This window comes from Microbacterium sp. 22195 (assembly GCF_052056515.1).
In the GTDB taxonomy this organism is placed as follows: domain Bacteria; phylum Actinomycetota; class Actinomycetes; order Actinomycetales; family Microbacteriaceae; genus Microbacterium.
Window position 1 is genome coordinate 723,592 of record NZ_JBQEPE010000001.1, and the last position, 25,511, is coordinate 749,102.

General features: G+C 69.7%; 22 protein-coding genes. 5 read left to right on the top strand and 17 right to left on the bottom strand.

What is annotated here, in order from left to right; translation table 11 throughout:
• The 7 genes from ACTJJ4_RS03630 to ACTJJ4_RS03660 are packed head-to-tail and all read right to left on the bottom strand — an operon-like array spanning nucleotide 1 to nucleotide 7,830.
• The gene (locus ACTJJ4_RS03630; protein WP_440942056.1) at nucleotides 1–747 is read right to left on the bottom strand and encodes a copper homeostasis protein CutC; all 747 of its coding nucleotides are present in this window, start codon (nucleotides 745–747) and stop codon (nucleotides 1–3) included.
• Nucleotides 744–2,090, bottom strand: a complete 1,347-nt coding sequence (locus ACTJJ4_RS03635; RefSeq protein WP_440942057.1) for an alpha-L-fucosidase — start codon at nucleotides 2,088–2,090, stop codon at nucleotides 744–746. The genes ACTJJ4_RS03630 and ACTJJ4_RS03635 overlap by 4 nt, the downstream gene beginning before the upstream one ends.
• Nucleotides 2,087–3,667 (bottom strand): M81 family metallopeptidase, encoded by a 1,581-nt coding sequence (locus tag ACTJJ4_RS03640; RefSeq protein ID WP_440942058.1) that lies wholly within the window; start codon nucleotides 3,665–3,667, stop codon nucleotides 2,087–2,089. Before ACTJJ4_RS03640 ends, ACTJJ4_RS03635 begins: the two co-directional genes overlap by 4 nt.
• Nucleotides 3,664–4,701, bottom strand: coding sequence for an ROK family protein (locus ACTJJ4_RS03645; RefSeq protein ID WP_440942059.1), 1,038 nt, complete (start codon nucleotides 4,699–4,701; stop codon nucleotides 3,664–3,666). The genes ACTJJ4_RS03640 and ACTJJ4_RS03645 overlap by 4 nt, the downstream gene beginning before the upstream one ends.
• A gap of 8 nt (nucleotides 4,702–4,709) precedes the next feature.
• A complete protein-coding gene (locus tag ACTJJ4_RS03650) occupies nucleotides 4,710–5,639 on the bottom strand; it encodes a carbohydrate ABC transporter permease (protein ID WP_440942060.1) in 930 nt (309 codons plus the stop codon).
• A complete protein-coding gene (locus ACTJJ4_RS03655) occupies nucleotides 5,629–6,540 on the bottom strand; it encodes a carbohydrate ABC transporter permease (RefSeq protein ID WP_440942061.1) in 912 nt (303 codons plus the stop codon). The genes ACTJJ4_RS03650 and ACTJJ4_RS03655 overlap by 11 nt, the downstream gene beginning before the upstream one ends.
• A gap of 30 nt (nucleotides 6,541–6,570) precedes the next feature.
• Nucleotides 6,571–7,830 carry an ABC transporter substrate-binding protein gene (locus tag ACTJJ4_RS03660; RefSeq protein ID WP_440942062.1) on the bottom strand — a complete coding sequence of 420 codons (1,260 nt, stop codon included), beginning with the start codon at nucleotides 7,828–7,830 and terminating at the stop codon, nucleotides 6,571–6,573.
• Between the two features lie 154 nt (nucleotides 7,831–7,984).
• Between ACTJJ4_RS03660 and ACTJJ4_RS03665 the strand changes: the two genes are divergently transcribed.
• Nucleotides 7,985–9,115 carry an ROK family protein gene (locus ACTJJ4_RS03665; protein WP_440942063.1) on the top strand — a complete coding sequence of 377 codons (1,131 nt, stop codon included), beginning with the start codon at nucleotides 7,985–7,987 and terminating at the stop codon, nucleotides 9,113–9,115.
• Between the two features lie 16 nt (nucleotides 9,116–9,131).
• On the opposite strand, the gene ACTJJ4_RS03670 is transcribed toward ACTJJ4_RS03665, so the two are convergent.
• Nucleotides 9,132–10,397, bottom strand: coding sequence for an alpha-L-fucosidase (locus tag ACTJJ4_RS03670; protein WP_440942064.1), 1,266 nt, complete (start codon nucleotides 10,395–10,397; stop codon nucleotides 9,132–9,134).
• A gap of 136 nt (nucleotides 10,398–10,533) precedes the next feature.
• On the opposite strand from ACTJJ4_RS03670, the gene ACTJJ4_RS03675 reads away from it, so the two are divergent.
• From ACTJJ4_RS03675 to ACTJJ4_RS03685, 3 genes are read left to right on the top strand one after another with little or no spacing between them, the layout of a single operon-like run.
• Entirely contained in the window at nucleotides 10,534–11,583 is a 1,050-nt protein-coding gene (locus ACTJJ4_RS03675) for an iron ABC transporter substrate-binding protein (protein WP_440942065.1), read from the top strand.
• A gap of 10 nt (nucleotides 11,584–11,593) precedes the next feature.
• Nucleotides 11,594–13,186 carry an ABC transporter permease gene (locus ACTJJ4_RS03680; protein ID WP_440942811.1) on the top strand — a complete coding sequence of 531 codons (1,593 nt, stop codon included), beginning with the start codon at nucleotides 11,594–11,596 and terminating at the stop codon, nucleotides 13,184–13,186.
• Nucleotides 13,183–14,304: an ABC transporter ATP-binding protein gene (locus tag ACTJJ4_RS03685; protein WP_440942066.1), complete on the top strand. Its 1,122-nt coding sequence runs from the start codon at nucleotides 13,183–13,185 to the stop codon at nucleotides 14,302–14,304. The genes ACTJJ4_RS03680 and ACTJJ4_RS03685 overlap by 4 nt, the downstream gene beginning before the upstream one ends.
• Nucleotides 14,305–14,455: 151 nt before the next feature.
• Here ACTJJ4_RS03685 and ilvC read toward each other — a convergent pair whose 3' ends face one another.
• The 7 genes from ilvC to ACTJJ4_RS03720 form a co-directional block, all read right to left on the bottom strand.
• Nucleotides 14,456–15,484, bottom strand: coding sequence for a ketol-acid reductoisomerase (gene ilvC / locus ACTJJ4_RS03690; protein WP_285632903.1), 1,029 nt, complete (start codon nucleotides 15,482–15,484; stop codon nucleotides 14,456–14,458).
• 78 nt (nucleotides 15,485–15,562) lie between these two features.
• On the bottom strand, nucleotides 15,563–16,072 hold the full coding sequence (gene ilvN, locus ACTJJ4_RS03695; protein ID WP_292697622.1) for an acetolactate synthase small subunit: 510 nt from the start codon (nucleotides 16,070–16,072) through the stop codon (nucleotides 15,563–15,565).
• A 2-nt stretch (nucleotides 16,073–16,074) separates the two neighbouring features.
• Nucleotides 16,075–17,880: an acetolactate synthase large subunit gene (locus ACTJJ4_RS03700; RefSeq protein ID WP_440942067.1), complete on the bottom strand. Its 1,806-nt coding sequence runs from the start codon at nucleotides 17,878–17,880 to the stop codon at nucleotides 16,075–16,077.
• A gap of 67 nt (nucleotides 17,881–17,947) precedes the next feature.
• Nucleotides 17,948–19,681 (bottom strand): dihydroxy-acid dehydratase, encoded by a 1,734-nt coding sequence (ilvD, locus tag ACTJJ4_RS03705; RefSeq protein ID WP_440942068.1) that lies wholly within the window; start codon nucleotides 19,679–19,681, stop codon nucleotides 17,948–17,950.
• 9 nt (nucleotides 19,682–19,690) lie between these two features.
• Complete coding sequence (gene otsB, locus ACTJJ4_RS03710) at nucleotides 19,691–20,488, bottom strand: trehalose-phosphatase (RefSeq protein ID WP_440942069.1); 798 nt, start codon at nucleotides 20,486–20,488, stop codon at nucleotides 19,691–19,693.
• Nucleotides 20,485–21,906 (bottom strand): alpha,alpha-trehalose-phosphate synthase (UDP-forming), encoded by a 1,422-nt coding sequence (locus tag ACTJJ4_RS03715; RefSeq protein WP_440942070.1) that lies wholly within the window; start codon nucleotides 21,904–21,906, stop codon nucleotides 20,485–20,487. The genes otsB and ACTJJ4_RS03715 overlap by 4 nt, the downstream gene beginning before the upstream one ends.
• Nucleotides 21,907–21,953: 47 nt before the next feature.
• Entirely contained in the window at nucleotides 21,954–23,174 is a 1,221-nt protein-coding gene (locus ACTJJ4_RS03720; RefSeq protein ID WP_440942071.1) for an MFS transporter, read from the bottom strand.
• Nucleotides 23,175–23,310: 136 nt separating this feature from the next.
• Between ACTJJ4_RS03720 and ACTJJ4_RS03725 the strand changes: the two genes are divergently transcribed.
• Entirely contained in the window at nucleotides 23,311–23,589 is a 279-nt protein-coding gene (locus tag ACTJJ4_RS03725) for a hypothetical protein (RefSeq protein WP_285632922.1), read from the top strand.
• Between the two features lie 93 nt (nucleotides 23,590–23,682).
• Here the strand turns inward: ACTJJ4_RS03725 and ACTJJ4_RS03730 are convergent, their stop codons facing one another.
• Entirely contained in the window at nucleotides 23,683–24,861 is a 1,179-nt protein-coding gene (locus ACTJJ4_RS03730; RefSeq protein ID WP_440942072.1) for an acetyl-CoA C-acetyltransferase, read from the bottom strand.
• Nucleotides 24,858–25,511 (bottom strand): CoA transferase subunit B, encoded by a 654-nt coding sequence (locus tag ACTJJ4_RS03735; RefSeq protein WP_440942073.1) that lies wholly within the window; start codon nucleotides 25,509–25,511, stop codon nucleotides 24,858–24,860. The genes ACTJJ4_RS03730 and ACTJJ4_RS03735 overlap by 4 nt, the downstream gene beginning before the upstream one ends.

The following is a 25,511-nucleotide window of genomic DNA, read 5'->3' on the forward strand; positions in this document are numbered from 1 at the left end:
CTATGCGGCGGAGCGCACGGCCCGGTCGAGGGCGGCCCGGGCCGCGACGACGATCGAGGAGTCCGTCGCATCGAATCCGGTGCCCCCGCCGCCGGGTCCGCTCGGCGCCGCGTCCCCCGAGTCGACCCGGGCGGACAGATGCACGGCATCGACGCCCAGCGCGACCAGTCGCGCGATGTCCTCGACGTGCACGCCGCCGCCGGGCATGACCTGAACGCGGCCGGCCGAGCGGGCGACCAGTTCGCCGATCACGCCGATGCCGTGCACGCTGCGGGTGGCACCGCCGCTGGTGAGCACGCGATGCACGCCGAGCTCGATGAGCTCGTCCATGATCGCCAATGGATCGGGGGCGACATCGATCGCACGGTGGAAGGACACCTCCGCACCGTCCGCGGCATCGATCCAGCGACGCATGGCGTCGCGATCCACCCGGCCCTCCCGGGTCATGGCCCCGACGACCACGCCACCCGCGCCGCGTCGGACGATCTCCCGGACATCGGCCGCGACCAGGGCGACCTCGTCCGCGTCGTAGACGAATCCTCCCGGGCGCGGGCGCACCAGCGGCGCCACCCTGATGCCCGCGCCGGCGGCGGCGAGGACGGCATCGACCGTGCCGGCCGACGGCGTCAGCCCACCCGTCGCCGAGAGAGCCTGGCAGAGTTCGACCCGGTCGGCGCCGGCGGCGAACGCGACGCGCGCGCCGGCGGCGTCCTGCACCGCGATCTCCAACTGCACGACCCCGCTCACGAGACCGTCACCACCGCGACGGGCGCAGCGCGCAGGGCCTCGGGGATGCGCACGACGACGGCTCCACCCGGCTCCGTCGTCGTCTCGGCGACCGAGCCGTCGGCCCAGCGCGCGGCGCCGCCGGACAGCTCCGCAGGCAGCGCGATCTCACCGGCTGCGGGGTCGAGTGCGTGGACGTGCACGCCGGCGGCGGAGCGCGTGTAGCGCACGGGAGCTCCCGTCGCCTCGCCGAAGCGGATCCACGGCCGCGTGCCGTACACGGCATCGCCGTTGTCGCGCAGCCAGCTGCCCAGCTCGCGCATCGCCGCCCGCTGCAGCTCCGGGATCGAGCCGTCGGCAGCGGGGCCGACGTTGATCAGCAGGTTCCCGTTCTTGGAGACGATGTCGACGAGCATCCGGATCAGCTCGACGCCGGAGAGCGAATGGCGCTCGTCCTCGGCCTGGTTGAAGCCGAACGAGTACCCCAGACCGCGCGTCGACTCCCAGGGCTGCTCGAGGATATCGGGGATGTGCGTGTACTCGCGCGTGAGGAAGCCGTGGTACGGGACACCCCACCGGTCGTTGACGACTCCGTCCGGCACGGCGCCGAAATAGCGCTCCAACAGGGCGGCGACGGCGTACTCGTCGCGCCCCTTGCCGCCGTCCGGCCACTCGATGTCGTTCCAGAGCACATCGGGCGAGAACCGCTCGATCAGCTCCTCCAGCTGGGCCGCCGCGTACCGCGAGAACGCCTCGTCGTGCCGGCGGAAGCGGAACAGGTCGGTGTCGGACTCGATGGGCGGGAAGTCGCTCACGTGCCAGTCCAGCGCCCCCGAGAAGTACACGCCGAACCGGGCACCGGCGCGGCGGGCGGCATCGTGGAACTCGGCGATGAGGTCGCGCCGCGGACCGCGCGCCGCGGCGTTGAAGCCGGTCGTCGCTGTGTCCCACAGGCAGAAGCCCTCATGGTGCTTGGTGGTGGGCACGATGTACCTGGCCCCGGCATCGACGAGCTCGCCGACGAAGGCGTCCGCGTCGAAGGCCGCCGCGTCCCACCGGTCGGCGAGGTCCTCGTAGGAGGTGCCGGGCCCGTACAGCTCCTGATGCCGTGTCCACGTGGGGCTGCCCGCGATGCGGACCGTGTTCCCGTACCACTCCGCGTACTGGTGCCAGGCGTACGCATCCTCGGTGGGGATGTTCACGCCGGCACCATGCTGCACGGCCCAGGCCGGCACCGAGTAGAGCCCCCAGTGCACGAAGAAGCCCAGCTTGGCGTCGCGATACCACTCGGGCACGCCGTTGCCGGGATAGCTCGGTGCGCCGGCGCCGAAGTCGGGTCCGGTGCGCGTCTCGAAGTTCATCATGCGGAGGTCTCCTGACGTCGGCTCACGTGCGCGGTGAGAGGCGGATTGCCCGTGGTGTCGAACGGGAACACGCCCGGCGCGAGGTGACGATGCCCCAGCCGCAGCAGGTCCTGGTCGACGCCGCCGGGAGTGAGGGCGAGCGTCCAGTCGGCCGCGAGCTCGTACAGCTCCGGCTCGAGGTAGCCGATCTTCACCACGACGATGTCCGCGCTCTCGGGGTCGAGCCCGAGCATGCGGAAGTCGTCCAGGTGGTGGAACGGCTTCCGCCGCTCGGTGATGATCGCGTGGAGGCCGCCGACCGCGATGACCGCCTGCGTACCCGCATCCGGGTCGCCGTCCGTGATCGAGAAGACCTCTCCGGTGATCGCCACCGGACCGCTCGGGCCGTGGTCGATGCCGGCGCCCGCATGCAGCGACACCTTCGCGCCGACGCCCGCCGCGCGTGCGGTCGCGACCGCCTCCGCGTCGAAGATCGAGGCGACCAGGGTCGTGCGGCTGCCGTCCGTGAGCTCCGGACGTCCGAGCAGCTCGGTCAGCGTCCAGGTGACGTCGCCCGCACCGCCGGCGGTCGGGTTGTCCCCGGAGTCGGAGATCAGATACGGATGCCGCGCCTCGGGCGCCGTCGCACGCTCGAGAGCCCCGTCGAGGGTCGCGGTGGGCGCGACGAACACGAAGTCCTCGCGCGCGTCCCAGAAGTCCCGCGCCACGCGCTCGGCCTCGCGCGCGATGAGCTGCTCGTCATCGCCGAGCACGACGACGTAGGCCTGGCAGCGCGGTTCGTCCGCCCAGGCGTATCCGATCCAGATGGAGGCGTCGACGACGCCCTCCATGGCCTCGATGTCAGGCAGCATCGCGTAGAGGCCTGCCGCGGGCTCCAGGCGGGTGCTCGTCTTCTCGCCCGGGAGGAGCACGGGCACGGGGACCCATGCCTTGAAGGGGCGGCGTCGCAGCGGGTCGGAGCCCTCCGCACCGCGGAGCCGAGCGAGCAGATTCCACACCGCCCGCTCCTTCGTGTTCATCCAGTCCTCATGCGGCGCCATGCGATAGCAGGTGAGCAGATCGACGGCGTCCCGCAGCGTCTCGGAGACGTTGCCGTGCAGGTCCATCGACGTGGAGATCAGCGTGTCCGGTCCGAGCGCCTCGCGCACGGCGATGGCGAGGTCGCCCTCGGCGTCGGTCATGCCGATCACGCTCATCGCGCCGTGGATGTCGAAGAAGAACCCGTCGAAGGGTCCGGACTCGCGCATGCTCTCGCGGATGCCGTCGACGATGGCGCTCTTCATCCGCTGATAGGTCTCCGGCGCGACCGCCCCGCCGGGAAGCGAGCGGCCGTGGTGGATCGGCACCCACTCGGCGGCGTCGGCCAGGTCGCGCCCTGCCTCGAGGAACGGGTAGTACCCGATCAACTCGGCGCCGGTGCGGATGGTGAACGCCTCGTCGCCGGAGACGTGGGGCGAGAAGGTGCTCGACTCGATGGAGATGCCGCCGATGCCGATGCGCGGCCTCGTCAGCCCGCCGGGCGACACGGGCGCCAGGGCGGGCATCCAGATCTCGTGGGCTTCCAGACGGTCCGTCATGCGACGGCTCCTTCCTCGTGGTGGGGGCTCGATGAGTGGTGGGAGCTCTGTGGATGATGAGGGCTCGGTGCGGTGCCCGAGAGCAGGATGGCCTTCGCCGCGGCGGCCGCTCCGAGCGCAACGGCATCCGTGTGCAGGGTCGCGGGGACGATCCGCAGAGTGACGCCGGAGACCGGCGAATCCGTCGCGAGCGTGCGCTCGATGGCGGGTGCGAGGAGATCCCACGCGCGGGCCACGCCTCCGCCGACGACGGCGGTGGACAGGTCGAGCAGTCCGGCTGCGCCGGCGCAGGCGAGCGCGACCGCGCGCCCGGCCGCCTCGAACACCGCGATCGCGTCCGCATCACCGGCGCGCGCCCTGTCCGCGACCTCCCGGGAGCTGAGACCGGCGACTCCGGTCATCTCGCCGTATCGCAGCCCGATCGAGGTGCCCGAGGCGAGCGTCTCCAGATGCCCCGTCTGTCCGCACGTGCAGGCGAGCTCGCTGTAGCCGGGCGTGTGCCCGATCTCGCCCGCTGCTCCGTGCGGTCCATGGCGCAGCCGCCCGTCCAGCACGACCGCGCCGCCGACGCCGGTACCCAGCATCACGCCGAGCACATCGTCTCCGGTCGTCTCGCCGTGGCTGACCTCGCCCAGCAGGAACGCGTTCACGTCGTTCTCTACCGCGACCGGCACGCCGAGACGCACGCGCAGCTCATCCGCGAGCGCGAAGCCAGCCCAGCCGGCGAAGGTGGCCGACGCGGCGCGCACGGTTCCCGTGTCGTGATCGATCACGCCCGCTGCGCCGACCCCTGCGGCGAGCAGGAGGCGCCCGCTCTCCTCGAGCAGACCGCGGGTGAGCTCCGCGGCCGCGTCCGCCATGGCCGCTCCCCCGTCCAACGCGGGAGCGGCCACCTGTCCGCGGCCGAGGATCTCCCCATCCGCGGCGACGAGCAGCACCGCGATCTTGGTGCCGCCGATGTCGATGCCGGCGATCACGCCGTCGGGGGCGACGGATCCGCGGAAGGGCATGGCTGTGCCGAGTGACGTGGCCATCGATCCGTTCAACGCCCCCCGAGGCCGGCCATCGCGATGCCCTTGACCAGGTGCTTCTGCAGCGCGATCACCAGGATCGTCGTCGGGATCATCGAGATGATCGAAGCGGCCATCTGCAGGTCCCAGCGAGTGCCGGTCAGCCCGGAGAAGCTCGCGAGGCCGACGGGCAGGGTTCCGAGCGAGCCGTAGTCCACTGTGACGATCAGCGGCCACAGGTAGCTGTTCCAGAACGACAGGAACGTGAACACCGACAGGACGGCGATCGACGACTTGGACAGCGGCAGGATGATCTGCGCGAAGGTGCGCACCGGGCCAGCGCCGTCGACGCGGGCCGCCTCCTCCAGCTCGTACGGGATGCCGCGGAAGAACTGCCGCATGAGGAACGTGCCGAACGCGCCGAACGCGAACGGGAAGATCAGGGCCTGATACGTGTCCACCCATCCGAACCACTGCATCACCTGGAACATCGGGATGACCAGCACCTCGGCGGGGACCATGAGGGTGGCGAGGAAGAGCACGAAGACGGCGTCGCGACCCTTCCATCGCAGTCTGCCGAACGCGTAGCCGGCGGTGGTGGAGACGAACAGCACCACCAGTGTGCCCGCGATCGACGTGAACAGCGAGTTCCCGATGTAGGTCCAGAACGGCCCGAACTGGAACACCTCGGCGAAGTTCGACCACTTGATCTCGGATCCGAACAGGCTCGGCGGCATCGCGAACATCTCGCCGTTCGGCTTGAGTGCCGAGAAGAACGCGTAGACCAGCGGCAGCATGAACAGCGCGGCTGCGATGTAGACCGCGATGTGCGCGACGATGAGGCGCACACGCGCGGCCGGAGTCATCGGCGCGCCGCCCGACCGGCGCTCGGTGTCGACGTGATCGTCGCCGTCCACCGCGACCATCGCCTTCGTGCTGGGGACTGCGATGTCAGTGCTCATAGTGCACCCACCTCTTCTGCGCCGTGAACTGGATGGCGGTGATCGTGATGATGAGGGCGAACAGGATCCACGCGCCCGCGGCGGCGAGGCCGAGGTCCTGGAACTTGAAGCCCTGGTTGTAGATCCACATCACGAGGGGCAGCGTGCTGTTGCCCGGTCCTCCGCCGGTCAGCATCTGCGGCTGCACGAAGACCTGCAGCGACGTGATCATCGTCATGATCGTGGCGAAGAAGATCGCCGGCGAGATCATCGGGATCATGATGCTCCAGGTCAGCCTGAAGCCGGTGGCGCCGTCGATGCTGGCCGCCTCCAGCACGCTCTCCGGCAGCTGCTCGAGGGCAGCGGAGAAGATCAGCATGTTGTAGCCGATGCCCTGCCAGACGCTCATGACGACGACCATGATCATCGCCCAGTTCCGGTCGGCGAGGAAGTTCGGCAGCTCCACGCCGAACCAGGTCTGCGCGAGGCCGTTGAACAGCCCCTGCGGCTGCAGCAGCATCTTCCAGACGAGGACGTTGGCGACCATGGGTGTCACCACCGGGATGAAGAAGAGCACTCGGAGCGCACCGCGCCCCCGGATGCGTGGGCCCAGACCGACCGCCAGGAGAAGCGAGAAGATCACGCTCAGCGGCACGTACAGGACGGTGAAGACCATCGAGTTCCGCAGCGCGGGGAGGAAGTTCGGGTCCTCGAACAGCCGGAGGTAGTTCGCTCCCCCGTTGAAGGTGCGCTCGCCGAAGGTCGGCCAGTCGAAGAAGCTCATCACGATGGACAAGCCGACCGGAACGATCGTGAACAGGGCGAGGCCCACCAGGGCCGGGCTTGCGAAGCCCAGCGCCTGGCGCGCCTCGACCTTGGCGAGCGACCCGCGACGACGCCTGGCAGCGGTCGTGATGGTCATCTCCTGGTATCCCTTTCCGTCAGTCTCGGGTCACTTGCCGAACTGCTGCTGCGCGGACTCCAGAACCGACTTCATCGACTCCTGCCCGTTGTAGACGCTCACCAGCTCGGGCTGCACGAACGTGCCGACCTTGGCCCAGTTGTCCGAGACGTGCTGGCCCTCGACGTTCTTGAAGGCCGCTTCGAAGACGGTCTTCACCTGCTCGCGGTACGCCGGGTCGAGCGACTCGAAGTAGAGCGGCTGGCTCTCGGCACGAGCCGGGTAGCTGCGACCCGAAGACGCGATGTAGTCCTGCGAGTCCTTGCTCAGCAGCGAACCGAGCACCTTCAGCGCGGCGTCCTTGTTCTTGCACGTCTTCGCGATGCCGAAGCCGGAACCGAGCACCAGGCTCAGGTCTCCCTTGTCGCCGCTCGGAAGAGGAGCGAGGCCCGCCTTGAAGCCCGCGTCGTTCTTCAGATAGCCGACCGCGTTCCAGGTTCCGTCCACCGCCATCGCGGCGTTCTCGCCGGTGAACTGGTTCTCGCCCCATCCACCGTCCGATGCGGAGGCGACGGGTGCGGCGACCTTCTGCTTCGTGACCAGATCCGCGTACCAGCCTGCAGCGGCGGCGAATCCGGGGTCGGTGAGCTGGAGCTCGCCATCGGCGCTGACCGGCTGCGTGCCCGACTTGGCGATCGGCAGCGCCTGCCACTGGAAGTCGCCCATGCCGATGCCGAAGCCGAACTTGCCGCCGGTGGTCGCCTTCTTGGCCGTGGCCTCGAAGTCGTCGAAGGTCCACCCCACTTTCGGGAGCTCGGCGCCGGCTGCGTTCAGCTGGTCCTCGTTGTAGTACGTGACCATGGTCGACACGTCGAACGGCAGGCCGTAGAGGTCGCCCTTGTTCTTGAGGATGTCGGTCGCACCCGCGGCGAAGTCGCTCTCGGCGAGTCCGGCGGCCTTCAGGTCGGCATCCGTCAGCTTGACGAAGCCGTCGGTGTAGCTGGCGAGCATGCCGGAGTTCATGCCGGTGACGCATGCCATGTTGCCGGACGCCATGTTCGTGGTCAGCTTGGTGAAGAAGTCGCCCCAGGGAGCTGTGCGCAGCTCCACCTTCAGGTCCGGGTTCTGCTTCTTGACGACGTCGATCTGCGCCTTGAGGGCAGCGGTGTCGTCCGCGCTCCCCGCCCACATGTCGACGACGATCGCGTCCCCGTCACCGGAGCCGCCCGTGCTGGGACCGTTGGAGCAGCCCGCCATGGCGACGGCGACGCCCGCGACCACGATCACCGCACCCACGCGCTTGATCTTCATTGATTGCCTCCTCATCAAAGGTTGTTTCGACCGTCGAAACAACCTGGTAACGTCTTGAACGAAGTTACGCTTTCATACTTCGAGCACACACGCAACACGAACATCCGATGTTTAGTCCGCGCATCACGCAGCGGAGAGCCCACGGGAGACAGGCATGCCGAGCGCAGACGACGCACCCACCCGCCGTATCGTCGAGCTGATCGCGACCGGAGCGGCGCGTTCCCGCACCGAGATCGCCGCCGCGCTCGGCGTGGCCCCGTCCACGGTGGGGATCCGCGTCCAGTCGCTGCTCGACGCCGGCATCCTGCGGGAGGCGGGCGAAGGGTCGTCACGCGGAGGCCGCAGGCCCCGCGTCCTCCAGCTCGCCGAGGCCGGGACCATCCTGACCGCCGACCTCGGCGGCGGTCACGCGCGCATCGGCAGGCACACCCTCGGCGGCGCGCTGGACCGCATCGAGACCATCGCCATCGATCTCTCCGAGGGACCGGAGCGCACACTCGAGCGTGTCAGCGAGGTCTTCGACCGATTCGCCGAGAACGCCTCCGTCCGGGCGATCGGCGTCGGACTGCCCGGCCCCGTCGTCGTGGAGACCGGTTCGGTCGAGCAGCCGTCACGGATGCCGGGATGGCCTGGCTTCCGCGTGGGCGAGCATCTGACCGCCCGCCACGAGGTGCCCGTGATCGTCGACAACGACGCCAACCTCGCAGCACTCGGCGAGCACACGACCCAGCTCGGCGGCGACGGCCACAGCATCACGGTCAAGGCCGGCACCGCGATCGGCAGCGGGATCATCGTGGACGGCCGAGTGCACCGCGGCGCGACCGGAGCAGCCGGCGACATCACGCACACGCGCATCGACGGCAGCGGAGACATCCCGTGCTCCTGCGGGAACACGGGATGCCTGGAGACGGTCGCGAGCGGTGCAAGCCTGGTGCGCCAGATGCGCGGACGAGGACACGAGGCCGTGCACACCACGGAGGACGTGCTCGCGCTCGCGCGGGACGCGGATCCGGAGGCCACGACCCTGGTGCGCACCGCGGGCACGCACCTCGGACAGGCGTTGTCGGGCGTGGTCAACTTCTTCAACCCGCACGCCGTCTTCCTCACCGGCAGCATGAGCGGCTCGGAGCCGTTCCTCGCCGCGGTGCGCAGCCGCGTCTACGAGGCGTGCCACCCGCTCGTCACGCAGACGCTCCGCATCGAGGCCGCCCGCACGGGAGCCGACGCGATCCTGCTGGGCGCCGCGAGGCTGGCGATGGATCGCCTGGAGATGCCGGTGGCCTGACGGCCTCCGGGCTCTCTCAGTCCGCGAGCGTCAGCTCGATCACCGGTATCAGCACGTCCGGCCGCTGCACCGGGAGGTGCACCGTCAACGTCCCCTCATCCTGCAGGGTCGGCGTCATGTGGGTGTCGTGCTGATCGGGGTCCGGCACGGACGTCTTCAGCCAGGAGCCGTCGTTCAGCAGCCGGGCGAAGGACACCCGTCCTGCCAGGTCCGGCAGGTGCACGAACCCGAGCGGCCAGCTGAACAGATGCAGGTACAGCCGGTCGCCACGGCGGGTGTAGACGCCCTCCCGGGGCGGCGTGAACTCCGCGTGCCCGGCGCCGACGATCGCGTCGCGGTGCAGCAGCATCCATCGTCCGATCTCATCCAGCGTGCGCGCGTCGCGTGGGGCGATCGCACCGCGCCCGTCAGGACCGATGTTCAGCAGCATGTTGCCGTCCATCGACACCGAGTCGGCGAGCATCTGGACCAGCAGCGTCGGCGACTTCTGATCGGTGTTGTCACGGTGATAGCCCCACGACCCGTTCAGCGTCTGGCAGGCCTCCCACACCCGCGGCGCTCCCTGCTCGTCGACGAGCGGTGCGGTGGGCTGGTACTGCTCCGGTGTGACGAAGTCGGCGGGGATGCCGAGACGATCGTTCACGAGCATGTCGGGCTGCAGTACGCGGCACATGCCCAGCAGGGCCTCCGCATCCCACGCATCCGGGCCCTTGCCCGCCCAGCCGTCACGGCTCTCGGGGTAGGTGAAGTCGAAGAACAGATAGTCGATCCGGCCGTACTGCGTCAGCAGCTCCTGCACCTGTCCGTGCAGGTACTCGCGATATCGCGCCATGTCCCGCCCCTCGTTGAGGGCGGCCGCGTTCTCGTCGTCGCGGCGCGGGTGGTTCCAGTCCACGGTGAAGTCCGGGTGATGCCAGTCGATGACCGAGTGGTACAGACCCACCTTCAGCCCCTCCGCGCGCACGGCGTCGACGAATTCGCGCACGAGGTCGCGACCCGACGTCTGCTGCGAGCTGAAGTCGGTCAGAGCCGAGTCGAACAGGCAGAAGCCGTCGTGGTGCTTCGTCGTGAGCACCACATACCCCATCCCCGCCTCCCTGGCCTGGCGGGCGATGGCGCGCGCATCGAAGCGATCGGGATCGAAGTGCTCGAAGTACTGGCGGTAGTCGTCATCCGTGAGGCGCTCGTAGCTCTGCACCCACTCGTGCCTCGCGGCAACGCTGTAGATGCCGAAGTGCACGAACATCCCGAACCTGGCCTCGTCGAACCATTCCTGTCGCATGGGTCCATCCTGACACAGACATCCGATGTCTGGCGGCAATGCGTCCGTAACGAGCTCGCCGCGTTGCAGCATTAGGGTTGCCTTACCTATATTTGAAGGTGCGCATTCGCGCCGCTCCCCTCATCGAAGGACCACTGTGAACCGTCGTCTTCGCCTGCTCTCGGCCACCGCGGCCGCCGCCGTCGCCGCTCTGACTCTCGCCGCGTGCAGCGGACCCGCCGCCACCGACGGCGGATCATCCACCACCAAGCCCTCGGACGAGACGATCACCGTCTACAACGCGCAGCACGAGTCGCTGACCAAGGAGTGGATCGACGCCTTCACGAAGGAGACCGGCATCGAGGTGCAGGTCCGCAACGGCGACGACACCGAGATGTCCAACCAGATCATCCAGGAGGGCGACCGCTCCCCCGCCGATGTCTTCCTGACCGAGAACTCCCCGTCGATGACCGCTGTCGAGAAGGCGGGCCTGTTCACCTCTCCCGGGGACGAAGCGCTGAAGAACGTCCCCGAGGAGTACCGCCCGTCGTCCGAGAAGTGGGTCGGCATCGCCGCACGATCCACCGTGTTCGCCTACAACACCACCAAGCTCACCGAGGCGCAGCTGCCCGGGTCGATGATGGACCTCGCTGATCCGGCGTGGAAGGGCCGCTGGGCGGCATCGCCCTCCGGCGCCGACTTCCAGGCCATCGTCTCCGCACTCGTCCAGCTCAAGGGCGAGAAGGCAGCCGAGAGCTGGCTGCAGGCGATGAAGACCAACTCGGTCGCCTACAAGGGCAACTCCACCGCGATGAAGGCGGTCAACGCCGGCGAGATCGACGGCGCGATCATCTACCACTACTACTGGTTCGGCGACCAGGCGCAGACCGGTGAGAACTCCAAGAACGTCGCGCTGCACTACTTCAAGAACCAGGATCCGGGCGCGTTCGTCTCGATCTCCGGCGGCGGCGTGCTCAAGTCCACCAAGCATGAGGCCGCAGCACAGAAGTTCCTCGCCTTCATCACCGGCAAGAAGGGCCAGGAGGTCCTGCAGAACGGAACGTCCTTCGAGTACCCGGTCGGCTCCGACGTGCCCGCGAACTCCAAGCTCGTGCCGCTGACCGAGCTGGACGCACCGAAGATCGATCCCGCGACGCTGAACTCCAAGAAGGTCACCGACCTGATGACGCAGGCCGGCCTGCTCTAAGGTCGGGAACATCACGACGAACACCGCTCCCGTCAGGGCGGGCGGAGCCCGAGCGCTCCGCCCGCCCTTCGGCGTCGTCCTCGCCGGCGTCCTCGTCGCCGCGCTCTCGCTGCTTCCCCTGGTCTTCGTGATCACCACGGCGGTGCAGATCGGCTGGGATCAGTCCATCGCCCTGATCCTCCGCCCCCGGGTCGGCGAGCTTCTCGGCAACACGGTGCTGCTCGTCGCGCTGGCCGTACCGCTGTCAGCCGTGCTCGGCGTGGGCGGAGCATGGCTGGTGGAGCGCACCGCGCTGGCCGGTGCGGGCTTCTGGGGCGCCGTGCTCGCGATGCCGCTCGCGATCCCCGCCTTCGTCAACTCCTACGCATGGGTGTCCGCCATCCCCTCGCTCGCCGGTCTCGGCTCGGGGGTCCTGCTGTCGACCCTGTCGTACTTCCCCCTGGTGTATCTGCCGGTGCGAGCCACGCTGGCGGGCCTGGACCCCGCGCTCGAGCAGAGCGCGGCGAGTCTCGGCCGCGGGCCGGTGCGGGTGTTCTTCGGCACGGTGCTCCCCCAGCTGCGCCTCGCGCTGCTCGGCGGATCGCTGCTCGTGGGCCTGCACCTGCTGAGCGAGTACGGCGCGTTCGCGCTGATCCGCTTCGACACGTTCACGACGGCGATCATGGACCAGTACCGGTCGACGTTCAACGGCTCCGCCGGAAGCATGCTCGCCGGAGTCCTCACGCTGCTGTGCCTGCTGATGCTCGTGCTGGAGAGTCGTGCGCGGGGTCGTGCGCGGTATGCGCGGATCGGTTCCGGGACCGCCGCGCCGCCGAGCCGCGTGCATCTGCACGGCTGGCAGCTGCCGGCCCAGCTCGGGCTCGCGGCACTCGCCGTCCTCGCCCTCGGAGTCCCCGCGGTCGTCATCGGCGGCTGGCTGGTGTTCGGCGGCGCCGGCGTGTGGCAGGCCCCGGAGCTGGTCCCGTCACTCCTGCAGACGCTGGGGCTCGCGCTCGGCGGTGGCGTGCTCACCGTGGTCGCCGCGTTCCCGCTGTCGTGGCTGGCCGTCCGTCATCCGGGCCGGCTCAGCCGGCTGCTGGAGCGCACCAACTACTTCACGAGCTCGATGCCGGGGATCGTGCTGGCCCTGGCCCTCGTCTCCGTGTCGCTGACGTTCGTTCCGGCGATCTACCAGACCACCCTGCTGCTGCTCGTCGCATACGCGCTGCTGTTCCTGCCTCGGGCGCTGGTGCCACTGCAGGCCGGCATCGCGCAGGCCCCGCCGCTGCTGGAGGAGGCAGCCCAGGCGCTGGGTCGCCCGCCGCTGCGCGCGTTCCTGGGCGTGACGCTTCGCCTGGTGGCGCCGGCGACCGCTGCGGGGATGGCTCTGGTGTTCCTCGCGATCGCCGGCGAGCTGACCGCGACCCTGCTGCTCTCCCCGATCGGGGTGCAGACCCTGGCGACCCGCTTCTGGAGCCTGTCCAGCGAGATCGACTTCGCGGGCGCGGCCCCCTACGCGCTGCTGCTGATCCTGCTCTCCGCCCCCATGACCTATCTGCTGTTCCGGCAGTCGACCACTGCCCGGAGCACCAGGCGCACCACCACGAAGGCGGCGACCGAATGACCGCATCCAACCTCGGCTCCACAGGCGCCGTCCCCACCATCGGCACCGGTCCCGTGCCGGACGCCCACCTGCTGCTGTCTGGGGTGACCGCCTCGTACAGCGGGCACGAGGTCCTGCACGGCATCGACCTCGCGGTGCGGCGCGGCGGGATCACCGCGATCGTCGGGGCATCCGGATCGGGCAAGACCACGCTGCTGCGCGTGATCGCGGGCTTCGCCCGCCCCGACGGCGGCGAGATCAGCCTGGGCGACATCCAGGTCGCCGGACCCGACACCTGGGTCCCCGCTCATCGCCGCGGCATCGGATACGTCACGCAGGACGGCGGACTGTTCCCGCATCTGACCGTGGCCCGCAACATCGCCTTCGGCCTCGAGCACCTGCCGCGTGGCGAACGACGCGACCGCGTCGCTGCGCTGCTCGACCTCGTGGCGCTGCCGCGCGAGTTCGCCGACCGTCGCCCCGACCAGCTCTCCGGCGGACAGCAGCAGCGCGTGGCGATCGCCCGCGCCCTGGCCCGCGAGCCGCAGCTGTTGCTCCTGGACGAGCCGTTCTCCGCACTCGACACGGGACTGCGCTCGGCCACCAGGCAGGCGGTCTCGGCCATCCTCGCCGAGGCGGGGACGACGGCGATCCTGGTGACGCACGACCAGTCCGAGGCCCTGAGCTTCGCGGACCAGGTCGCCGTCATGCGCGACGGCGATCTGGTGCAGACCGGGCACCCGTTCGTGGTCTACACCCGCCCGGTCGACCGCGGCGTCGCTGAGTTCCTCGGCGAGGCGATCGTGCTGGACGCGTGGCTGGACGGCTCTCTCGCGTCCTGCGCGCTCGGCTACATCCCGGTGCGGAACCCGCCGGTGCAGGGGCACGTCACGCTCATGCTGCGCCCCGAGCAGGTGCAGATCGTCGCCGACGCCCCCGTCCGGGGCACCGTCGAGGACGGCGTGTACTTCGGCGCGGAGAGCTCCGTGCGCATCCGGCTGGAGTCGCAGGCGGACGCCGACCCGCGCCTGTCCGCGGAGCCGCCGACCATCACCATCCGGCACTGGAACGCTGCTCTCGCGAAGCCCGGACGGCGCATCGCGCTGCGCGTCGTCGGCGAGGGCGTCGTCCTGCAGTGATCTGAACAGACAAAGAAAGGGCATCCCCGAAGGGATGCCCTTTCTCAGTCGAACCGGGGGTCAGCGTGCAGCGCTGCCCTCGACCCAGGCCCGAAGGGCCGGCGGCCGCGAAGCGGCCATACCAGCACTGCCCTCCGGGACTATGTCGCGGTCAGCGCGCAGCGCTGCCCTCGACATAGTCCTCGTCGGACTGCTTCCAGGCGAACAGAGCGCGCAGCTCCTTGCCCGTGGTCTCGATCGGGTGACCCTGCTCCTTCTCGCGAAGGGCCAGGAACTCGGCAGCGCCGTTGTCCTGGTCGTCGATGAAGCGCTTGGCGAAGGCGCCGGACTGGATGTCGCCCAGCACCTCCTTCATGCGCTCCTTGACGCCGGCGTCGATGATGCGCGGGCCGGAGACGTAGTCGCCGAACTCGGCGGTGTCGGAGATCGACCAGCGCTGCTTGGCGATGCCGCCCTCCCACATCAGGTCGACGATCAGCTTGAGCTCGTGGAGCACCTCGAAGTAGGCGATCTGCGGCTGGTAGCCCGCCTCGGTGAGGGTCTCGAAGCCCGCCTGCACGAGGTGGCTGACGCCACCGCAGAGCACGGCCTGCTCGCCGAACAGGTCGGTCTCGGTCTCCTCGGTGAAGGTCGTCTTGATGACGCCGGCACGGGTGCCGCCGATGGCCTTCGCGTACGACAGGGCGAGCGCCCAGGCCCCGCCGGTCGCGTCGCGCTCGACACCGATGATGTCCGGGATGCCGCGGCCTGCGACGAACTCGCGACGCACGGTGTGGCCCGGTGCCTTCGGAGCGATGAGGATGACGTCCACGCCCTCAGGTGCGTCGATGTAGCCGAAGCGGATGTTGAAGCCGTGCGCGAAGGCGAGGGCCTTGCCCGCGGTCAGGTTGTCCTTGATCGACTCGGTGTAGATGCCGCGCTGGTGCTGGTCCGGCGCGAGGATCATGATGACGTCGGCCCAGGCGGTGGCGTCTGCGACCGTCTTGACGGGGAAGCCCGCCTCCTCAGCCTTGGCGATCGACTTGGAGCCCTCCTTGAGGGCGATGGCGACCTCGACGCCCGAGTCGCGCAGGTTCATCGCGTGGGCGTGGCCCTGCGAGCCGTAGCCGACGATGGCGACCTTCTTGCCCTGGATGATCGAGAGGTCAGCGTCGTCGTCGTAGAAGATCTCGGTGCTCACGGTGTTGTTTCTCCTTGGTTGTGTACTTCGTCTCGCTTCGCTCGCTCAGCAACCGGCCGAGCGAACATGGTCATGTGGTCAGCCGCGCAGGACGCGCTCGGTGATGCTCTTGCCGCCACGGCCGATGGCGAGCAGGCCCGACTGGGCGAGCTCCTTGATGCCGAAGGGCTCGAGAGCCCGCAGCAGCGCCTGCACCTTGCCCTGATCGCCGGTGACCTCGACCACCAGCGCGTCGGGCGCGTAGTCCACGACCGAGGCGCGGAACAGGTTGACGACCTCGAGCACGTTCGAGCGGGTGTTGTTGTCGGTGCGCACCTTGATGAGCATGTGCTCGCGCTGCACGGACGACGACTGCTCGAGCTCGACGATCTTGATCACGTTGATCAGCTTGTTCAGCTGCTTGGTGACCTGCTCGAGCGGCAGGTCCTCCACGTCGACGACGACCGTGATCCGGGAGATCCCGGCGACCTCGGTCACGCCCACGGCGAGGGACTCGATGTTGAAGCCGCGGCGGGCGAAGAGCCCGGCCACGCGGGTCAGGATGCCGGGGGTGTCCTCCACCAGCAGGCTCAGCACGTGCGATGCCATGGTCAGTCCTCCTGCTCGAAGGCCGGCGCGTGGTCGCGCGCGTACTGGACGTAGCTGTTGCTGACGCCCTGGGGGACCATCGGCCACACCATGGCATCCGCGCTCACGACGAAGTCGATCAGCACCGGACGGTCGTTGGTCTCCAGCGCCAGCTGGATCGCGGCGTCCACCTCGTCCTCCTTCTCGACCCGGATCGCAAGGCAGCCGTACGCCTCACCGAGCTTGACGAAGTCCGGGATGCGGACCGTGCCAGCCCCCGTGTTCAGGTCGGTGTTGGAGTGCCGGCCGTCGTAGAACAGCGTCTGCCACTGCCGCACCATGCCGAGCGACGAGTTGTTGATGATGGCGACCTTGATCGGGATGTTGTTGATGACGCAGGTCGCGAGCTCCTGGTTGGTCATCTGGAAGCATCCGTCGCCGTCGATCGACCACACCACGCGGTCGGGCTCGGCGACCTTCGCGCCCATCGCGGCCGGGACCGAGTAGCCCATCGTGCCGGCGCCGCCGGAGTTCAGCCAGGAGTTGGGACGCTCGTACTTGATGAACTGCGCGGCCCACATCTGGTGCTGCCCCACGCCCGCCGCGTACACGGCCTCGGGCCCGGTCAGCTCGCCGATGCGCTGGATCACGTGCTGCGGCGAGAGCAGTCCGTCGCTGGTCGGCGCGAAGCCGAGCGGGAACTCGGACTTCAGGCCGTCCAGGTAGGACCACCACTCGTCGGTGTCCGGTCCGTCGCTGCTCACCGTGCTGCGGAAGGCGGTGTCGAGGTCGACCAGCACATCGCGCACATCGCCCACGATCGGCACGTCGGCCGTGCGGATCTTGGAGATCTCGGCGGGGTCGATGTCGACGTGCACGATCTTCGCGTTCGGGGCGAACAGCGCGACCTTGCCGGTGACACGATCGTCGAAGCGCGCGCCGAGTGAGACGATCAGGTCGGCCTCCTGCAGCGCGAGCACCGCGGGGACCGTGCCGTGCATGCCGGGCATGCCGAGGTGCTGCGGGTGAGAGTCCGGGAAGGCGCCGCGGGCCATCAGCGTGGTCACGACGGGCGCGCCGGTGGACTCGGCGAGGATGCGGAGCTCGTCGGACGCCTTGCCGCGGATCACGCCGCCGCCGACGTACAGCACGGGCTTCCTGGCCTCGGCCAGCAGCGTCGCCGCCGCCTGGATCTGCTTGCCGTGCGCCTTGGTCACCGGGCGGTAGCCGGGAAGCTCCACCTTGGGCGGCCAGATGAACGGCACGACGTCCTGCTGCGCGTCCTTGGTGATGTCCACGAGCACAGGGCCTGGACGACCCGTCGAGGCGATCTCGAACGCCGCCGCGATCGCGCCCGGGATGTCGGCCGCGTCCTTCACGAGGAAGGAGTGCTTGGTCACCGGCATCGTGATGCCCACGATGTCGGCCTCCTGGAACGCGTCCGTGCCCATCAGCGTGGAGAACACCTGACCGGTGATCGCGACCAGCGGCACGGAGTCCATGTACGCGTCGGCGATGGCGGTGACCAGGTTGGTCGCGCCGGGACCGGAGGTGGCGATGCAGACGCCGACCCGGCCCGAGGCCGAGGCGTAGCCCTCCGCCGCATGCCCGGCGCCCTGCTCGTGGCGGACCAGGATGTGCCGGAGATCGGATGCGTCCATCAGCGGGTCGTACACCGGGAGGATCGCACCGCCCGGGATGCCGAAGACGTCGGTGACGCCCAGCTTCTCGAGTGAGCGGACGACCGCCTCGGCACCCGAGATCTCGGGAGCGGATGCGGTGCGCGCCGGTGGCCGCGGCACGGCCGGTGCGGAATCGGGAGGTGTCATTTCATTCCTCTGATGATCGTGATGAGCAGGTACCCGGACGGGAGCGGAGGGCGTGCCTGTCTCAGGCTCAGCCGGTCACCGCGCCCTGTGCGGCGGAGCGCACGAGACGGGAGTACTTGGCGAGGACGCCACGGGTATAGCGCGGGGGTAGGGGCTCCCAGCCCTCACGGCGGGAGCTCAGCTCAGCCTCCTCGACGAGTAGCTCGAGGGAGCGAGCCGCGATATCGACCCGTATCAGATCACCATCGCGCACGAAGGCGATAGGACCTGCGTCCACCGCTTCGGGTGCTATGTGGCCGATGCACAGGCCGGTTGTGCCGCCTGAGAATCGTCCGTCCGTCAAGAGTAGTACATCTTTTCCGAGCCCCGCGCCCTTGATGGCTCCGGTGATCGCGAGCATCTCGCGCATGCCGGGTCCGCCCTTCGGGCCCTCGTAGCGGATGACCACCACGTCGCCGGCGTTGATCTCGCCCGCGGCGAGGGCGTCCATCGCGGCGCGCTCGCGCTCGAACACGCGGGCCGGGCCCTCGAAGACGTCGGCGTCGAAGCCGGCCGACTTCACGACGGCGCCCTCGGGAGCCATCGAGCCGTGCAGGATCGTGATGCCGCCGGAGGTGTGGATCGGGTTGTCGAAGGTGCGGATGACCTCGCCGTCGATCGGGTCCGGGTTCAGCTCGCGCAGGTTCTCCGCGACGGTCTTGCCGGTGACGGTCAGCGCGTCGCCGTGCAGCAGGCCCTCGTCCAGCATGGCCTTCATGATCACGGGGATGCCGCCGTGACGGTCGACGTCGTTCATGACGTACTTCCCGAACGGCTTGAGGTCGCCCACGTGCGGGGTGCGGTCGCCGATGCGGTTGAAGTCGTGCAGGCTCAGCTCGACACCCGCCTCGTTGGCGATGGCCAGCAGGTGCAGAACGACGTTGGTCGAACCGCCCAGGGCCATGGCGAGGGCGACGGCGTTCTCGAAGGACTCCTTCGTCAGGATGTCCTTGGTCGTGATGCCCTGGCGCAGCAGGTTGACCACGGCCTCGCCGGAGCGGTGCGCGAAGTAGTCGCGGCGGCGGTCGGCGGAGGGCGGCGCGGCGGAGCCGGGGAGGCTCAGACCGAGCGCCTCGGCGACGGATGCCATCGTGTTGGCGGTGTACATGCCGCCGCATGCGCCCTCACCCGGGGCGAACGCGCACTCGATGCGCTTGAGGTCCTCCTCGGTCATCCGGCCGGCGCGACACGCGCCGACGCCCTCGAACGAGTCGATGATCGTGATGTCCTTCTCGGTGCCGTCCGAGAGCTTCACCCAGCCCGGTGCGATGGAGCCGGCGTACAGGAACACGCTCGACAGGCCCAGGCGGGCGCTCGCCATCAGCATGCCGGGGATGGACTTGTCGCAGCCGGCCAGCAGCACGGTGCCGTCCAGGCGCTCGGCCATGATGACCGTCTCGACGGAGTCGGCGATGACCTCGCGGCTCACCAGCGAGAAGTGCATGCCCTCGTGGCCCATCGAGATGCCGTCGGAGACGGAGATGGTGCCGAACTGCAGCGGGTATCCCCCGCCGGAGTGCACGCCCTCCTTGGCTCCCTGCGCGAGCCGGTCCAGGCTCAGGTTGCACGGGGTGATCTCGTTCCAGCTGGACGCGATGCCGATCTGGGGCTTGTCCCAGTCTGCGTCGCCCATGCCCACGGCACGGAGCATGCCTCGGGACGTGGTCGCCTCGATGCCGTCGGTGACGACCCGGCTGCGGGGCTTGATGTCGATTTCAGCGGGCGCGCCGGGCGCGCCGGAGGGGGCTTCTTGCGAGGACATGACGGAAGTCTATTCCCGACCGGCCGCGCGCTCTGTCGCGATGACGCCGAGGAGTTCGCCGATCTGCTGTGGGGATCCCACACGCAGAGTCGCCGAGGTCTCCCCCGGGCCGACCCGCACGCCCAGGTCGTCCTTCGTGAGCACGCGCAGCGCGTCCTCGTCGGTGACGTCGTCGCCGGCGAACAGGATCCCGGTGGCCCCGGTGCGGGCGCGCAGCGCGGTGATCGCCGCATCCTTGCCCTCGTGCCGGGAGGAGAACTCCAGGATGCGGTCGCCCGTGCGCCGGCGCCAGCGCGCCGCCCGGCGCGCCATCACCTCGTCGACCGCGGCGAACGCGGCGCGCTCCACGGCCGGATCCGCGGGACGGCCGTGGATGCCGACGCCGAAGGTCTTCCGCTCCAGTTCCACGCCCGGGTACTCCGTGAGCAGCGGCTCGAGCTCGTCGAACAGCGATTCGCGCAGATCGCGCTCCTGCTCGCTCTCGGCGGCATCCGCCTCGCCCTCTCCCGGGAACCAGTACTGCGCGCCGTGGGAGCCGGCGAGGATCACCGGCGAGTCGTCGGAGTGCTCCGTGATCTCCCGCAGGTGCACGAGGCTCCGCCCGGAGACGTAGGCCACCTCGGTGTCGGGCAGCACCGCCAGTCGCGCCACGGCATCCGAGATCTCAGGCAGGGCGCGCGCGCTCATCGGGTCGGCGACCAGGGGGGACGCCGTCCCGTCGAAGTCGAGGGCGACCAGCAGCACGGGCGTGCGGGCGATCGCGGTGACGGCCTCGTCGGGGCTGCCTGGTGTCCAGGTGCGGGTCATGCGGGCTCCTCCGGGTGGTGACGGTGTTGGGAGGCGTGCTCGAGCGCCTTCAGGAACGCCTGAGACCAGGCCGTGACGTCGTGCTCGAGCACGCGCTTGCGCAGCGATCGCATCCGGCGGCTCTGCTCGGTGCGCGGCATCTCGATGGCCGCGACGATGGCATCCTTCACGCCCTCGATGTCGTGCGGGTTCACCCGCACCGCCTGTCGCAGCTCGTCGGCCGCGCCGGTGAACTCGCTGAGCACGAGCACGCCGCGGTTGTCGGCCCGGGTGGCGACGTACTCCTTCGCGACGAGGTTCATTCCGTCGCGCAGCGCCGTCACCAGCATCACGTCGGCGGCCAGGTACATCGCCACCATCTCCTCGCGGGGGAATCCCTGGTGCAGGTACCGGATCGCCGTGTGCCCGAGCGTGTCATGGTCCCCGTTGATCCGGCCGATGGCGAGCTCGACCTCGTCGCGCAGGTGCACGTAGGCGTCGACCCGCTCACGGCTGGGGCTCGCCACCTGGATGAAGGTGACGTCCTCCACGGAGATCCTGCCCTGGTCGAGCAGTTCGCCGTAGGCCTTGATGCGGTGCCGGATGCCCTTCGTGTAGTCGAGCCGGTCCACACCCAGCAGGATGTGCTTCGGATTGCCGAGCCCCTCGCGGATCTCCACCGCGCGGGCGCGGATGTCGGCGCGCTGAGCGAGCTCGCGGTACGGCGTCGTGTCGATCGAGATCGGGTACGCCCTCGCATGGCTGCGGCGGCCGTCGGGCAGGGTGATGGCGCTGGCCTTCGTCTCGAACCCCAGGCGGCGCTTGACCGCGGCGAGGAAGTTCGCGGCGTCCTGTGCACGCTGGAAGCCGATCACGTCGGCGCCGAGCAGGCCGCGCAGCACCTGATCCCGCCACGGCAGCTGCGCGTAAAGCCCGTGGGCGGGGAACGGGATGTGGTGGAAGTAGCCGATGGTCACGTCCGGACGCAGGTTGCGCACCATCTCGGGCACCAGCTGCAGCTGGTAGTCGTGCACCCAGACGGTGCCGCCCTTCGCCACCGCGGCGGACGCGGCCTCGGCGAAGCGCAGATTCACCGAGACGTACGCCTCCCACCACTCGCGGTGGTACTGCGGCGGGGCGATCACGTCGTGGTACAGCGGCCAGATCGTGTCGTTGCTGAAGCCCTCGTAGTACTCCTGGATGTCGGCCTCACTGAGTGCGACGGGGATCAGGCGGATGCCGTCGGCGTCGAACGGGGCGAGCTCGACATCCGGCATCCCCGCCCAGCCCACCCAGGCGCCGTCCACGCTGCGCATCATGGGCTCGAGCGCCGCCACGAGCCCGCCGGGCGAGGTGCGCCAGATCTCCTCGCCGTCGGCCGTCTCGACCCGGTCGACCGGCAGTCGGTTGGCGACGACGACGAACTCTGCGGCTGCCATGGGGACTCCTCTGCTCGGTTCCTCCAGGCTACCGATCGCGGCGCGGCTCAGCGCCGGGCTGGCGTCATGAGCCGATTTGCGATACCGGTCGCGACGACGATGGCCGCGGCGATCAGGGGCATGACGAGTGCGGCTGCGGTGCCTGAGCCCTCGGCCAGTTCTCCGGTGATCGCCGCGGCGGCCGCCTGGCCGACGACGACCCCTGCGCCCAGCATGGTCATCACGGTGGCCGAGCGCCCGAGCGGGCTGCGCGCGGCCCCCAGGCTGTACAGCGTGACGAGCGTCGGCCCGACCCCGATGCCGAGGATCGCGAGGGCGACGGTCATGGCCGGGACATCGGATGCTGTGATCACCAGCACCGATCCCGCCAGCAGGATGCCGCCGAACACCAGCCAGCGCATGTGCAGCGTGAAGCGCGGCGGCAGCCAGGCCACGCCGAGCGCGAGGATCGCCGAGCCGATCCCCATCACGCCGTACAGCAGTCCGGCCTGCTCCGCGACGCCGCGGTCGGCCATGAACGAGGTGAGGGCGGTGAGCATCGCCCCGAAGAACAGGCCGACGCCGAGGATCCCGAGCACCACCACCAGCAGCGTGGGGCGGAAGAGCTCCGACACGGCGGACGGCGCGGTGCCGTCCGCCGCTCGCGAGGCGGAGACGTGCCGCGCGGTGGGGTGCAGGGCGAACGCGCCGACGAACAGCAGGGTGAGGGCGGATGCCATCACCATCGGCGCCCAGGGGGCGATCAGCGAGGCGAGCGCGCCGACCAGGAAGGGGCCGAACACGAACACGGTCTCGTCGGCTGCCGACTCGTACGACATGGTCGCCGAGGTCGTGCGGGCGCGCCGCGGTTGTGGCATCCGCTCGTCGATGATGGTGACCAGCCGCGAGCGCGACATGGGCGAGACCTGCGGCGCGGTGGCGCCGATCGCGAAGGCGGCGAGCAGCACGAAGCCCTGGTCGAGCGGGCTGTACACGACGGCGGCGAACGCGGCGAGCATGGCCGCGTTGAGCGCGGCCGCGGCGACCAGCACAGGGCGCTGACCGTAGCGGTCGGCGGCAGCTCCCAGGAACGGGCCGATCAGCGCCGTGCCGATGCCGACGGCGGCGGAGGTGAGGCCGCCCAGGGACAGCGAGTCGCGGGCGCTGACCACGATGGTCAGCACGCCGACGACCATCATGGCGAACGGCAGTCGCGCGATGAACGCGATGAGGAAGTACGGAAGGCCGGCGAGGCGCAGCAGGCTCGGCGAGGAATCGATCTGTGTCATGGCTCTCGGGCGCCGCATCGCGACGCCGGGTCGGGTGCCGCCGCTGTCCGCCGGGGAGCCGGCGGCCGGTAGATACACAGCTGTAACTGCTGTCAAGCCTAGCCGAGGAGGGATGCTCGTCGGCTAACGTGAAGCCATGCGGTATCTCTTCAGCACTGGACTCATCGGCGCCATCACGGCCGGAATGTCACTGCTGCGTGGCACCCGCGAGGCGCCGATCACGTGGCGCGCCGTGCTCGCCTGGATCAGCTGGGGCATCACGCTCGCCCTCGCGATCGGCGCCGCGGTCGACATGCGCCGCGACGAGCGCGGGCTCTCGGTCGCCTACGACTCGCCGCTGGCCCCCAAGCAGACCAAGCGGGCGAAGAAGCAGCTCAAGGCGATCGAGAAGGCCGCCAAGGGCACCAAGCACTGACCCTTCGTCTCGCTGCGCTCGCTCAGGGGCCGGATCCACCCCGGTTCCTGAGCGAGGAGCGCAGCGACGAGGCGAAGGACGCTGCAGACCCGATCAGCGCGTGAGGACCAGCGCCTCGCCCTGACCGCCGCCGCCGCAGAGGGCGGCCACAGCCGTGCCGGACCCGCGCTTGGCGAGCTCGTGCACGAGGTGCACGACCAGTCGCGTTCCGCTGGCGCCGATCGGATGCCCGATGGCGATGCCGCCGCCGTGCACGTTCACGATGTCGCTGGACAGTCCGAGCTCCTGCTGGGATCGCGCGACCACGGCGCCGAACGCCTCGTTGATCTCGACCAGGTCGAGGTCGTCTGTCGTGATGCCCTGCTTGCCCAGGGCCTTCTCGATCGCGCGGGCCGGCTGCGCCTGCAGCGAGTTGTCCGGGCCCGCGGTCTGGCCGCTGGCGCCCACGACGGCGAGCACGGGCCAGCCCTTGGCCGCCGCGTTCTCGCGCGTGGTGACCACGACGGCTGCCGCTCCGTCGGAGATCTGCGATGAGTTGCCGGCCGTGATGGTGCCGCCCTCGGCGAACGCCGGGCGGAGCCCCGCGAGCGTCTCGACCGTGGTCTCGGGACGGATGCCCTCGTCCTGGGTGAGCACGAGCGGGTCGCCCTTGCGCTGCGGCACCGTGACCGGCACGATCTCGGCGTCGAACGCGCCGCCGGCCTGGCCTGCGGCGGCGCGCTGGTGGGACAGCGCGGCGACCCCGTCCTGCAGCTCGCGGGTCATCTCGTAGCGCGGGTTCTGACGCTCGGTCGATGCTCCCATGCTCTCCTTGTCGTACGCGTCGGTGAGGCCGTCGTACGCCATGTGGTCGAGCACGTCGACCGTGCCGTAGGTCCAGCCGTCGCGGGAGCCCATCAGCAGATGCGGCGCGCGGGTCATGGATTCCATGCCTCCGGCGACCACCGTGGTGGCGTCGCCGGTACGGATCATGCGGGCGGCGTCGATGATCGCGGTGAGCCCGGAGAGGCAGACCTTGTTGACCGAGCTGGCCGGGACGTCCCAGCCGATGCCGGCGCCGATCGCGGCCTGGCGCGCCGCGTTCTGCCCGGAGCCCGCCGCGAGGACCTGGCCCATGACCACGGCGTCGATGTCCGTCGGCGAGATGGCGGCCTGCTCGAGGGCGCCGCGGATCGCGAACGAGCCGAGCTGCGGCGCGGTGAACGGCGCGAGCTGCCCCTTCAGGCGTCCCTGCGGGGTGCGGGCAGCGGCGACGATGACGATGTCGCTCATGAGTTCTCCTTCAGGTTCTCCGAGACCGTCAGCGGCGGTTCGGTGGCGTCGATGACCTCCTGCGCGGTCACGCCGGGTGCCGTCTCCACGAGCACGAGCCCGTCGGGCGTGACGTCGATGACCGCGAGGTCGGTGATGATGCGATGCACGACTCCCCTGCCGGTCAGCGGGAGCGTGCAGTCGTTGACGATCTTGGCGGAGCCGTCCTTGGCGACGTGCTCCATCAGGATGATCACGCGGCCGGCGCCGTGGACCAGGTCCATCGCGCCGCCGGGTCCCTTGACCATCTTGCCCGGGATCATCCAGTTGGCCAGGTCTCCGGTGGCGGAGACCTGCATCGCGCCGAGGATGGCGGCGTCGATCTTGCCGCCGCGGATCATGCCGAAACTGGTCGCCGAGTCGAAGAACGCGGCGCCGGGCAGCAGCGTGACGGTCTCCTTGCCCGCGTTGATGAGGTCGGGGTCGACGTTCTCCTCGGTCGGGTACGGCCCGACGCCGAGGATGCCGTTCTCGGACTGCAGCACGACCGTCACGCCCTCGGGCACGTGGTTGGGGACCAGTGTGGGCAGGCCGATGCCGAGGTTGACGTACGAGCCGTCGGTGAGCTCCCGTGCGGCGCGGGCCGCCATCTCGTTCCGCGTGAGCGCCAT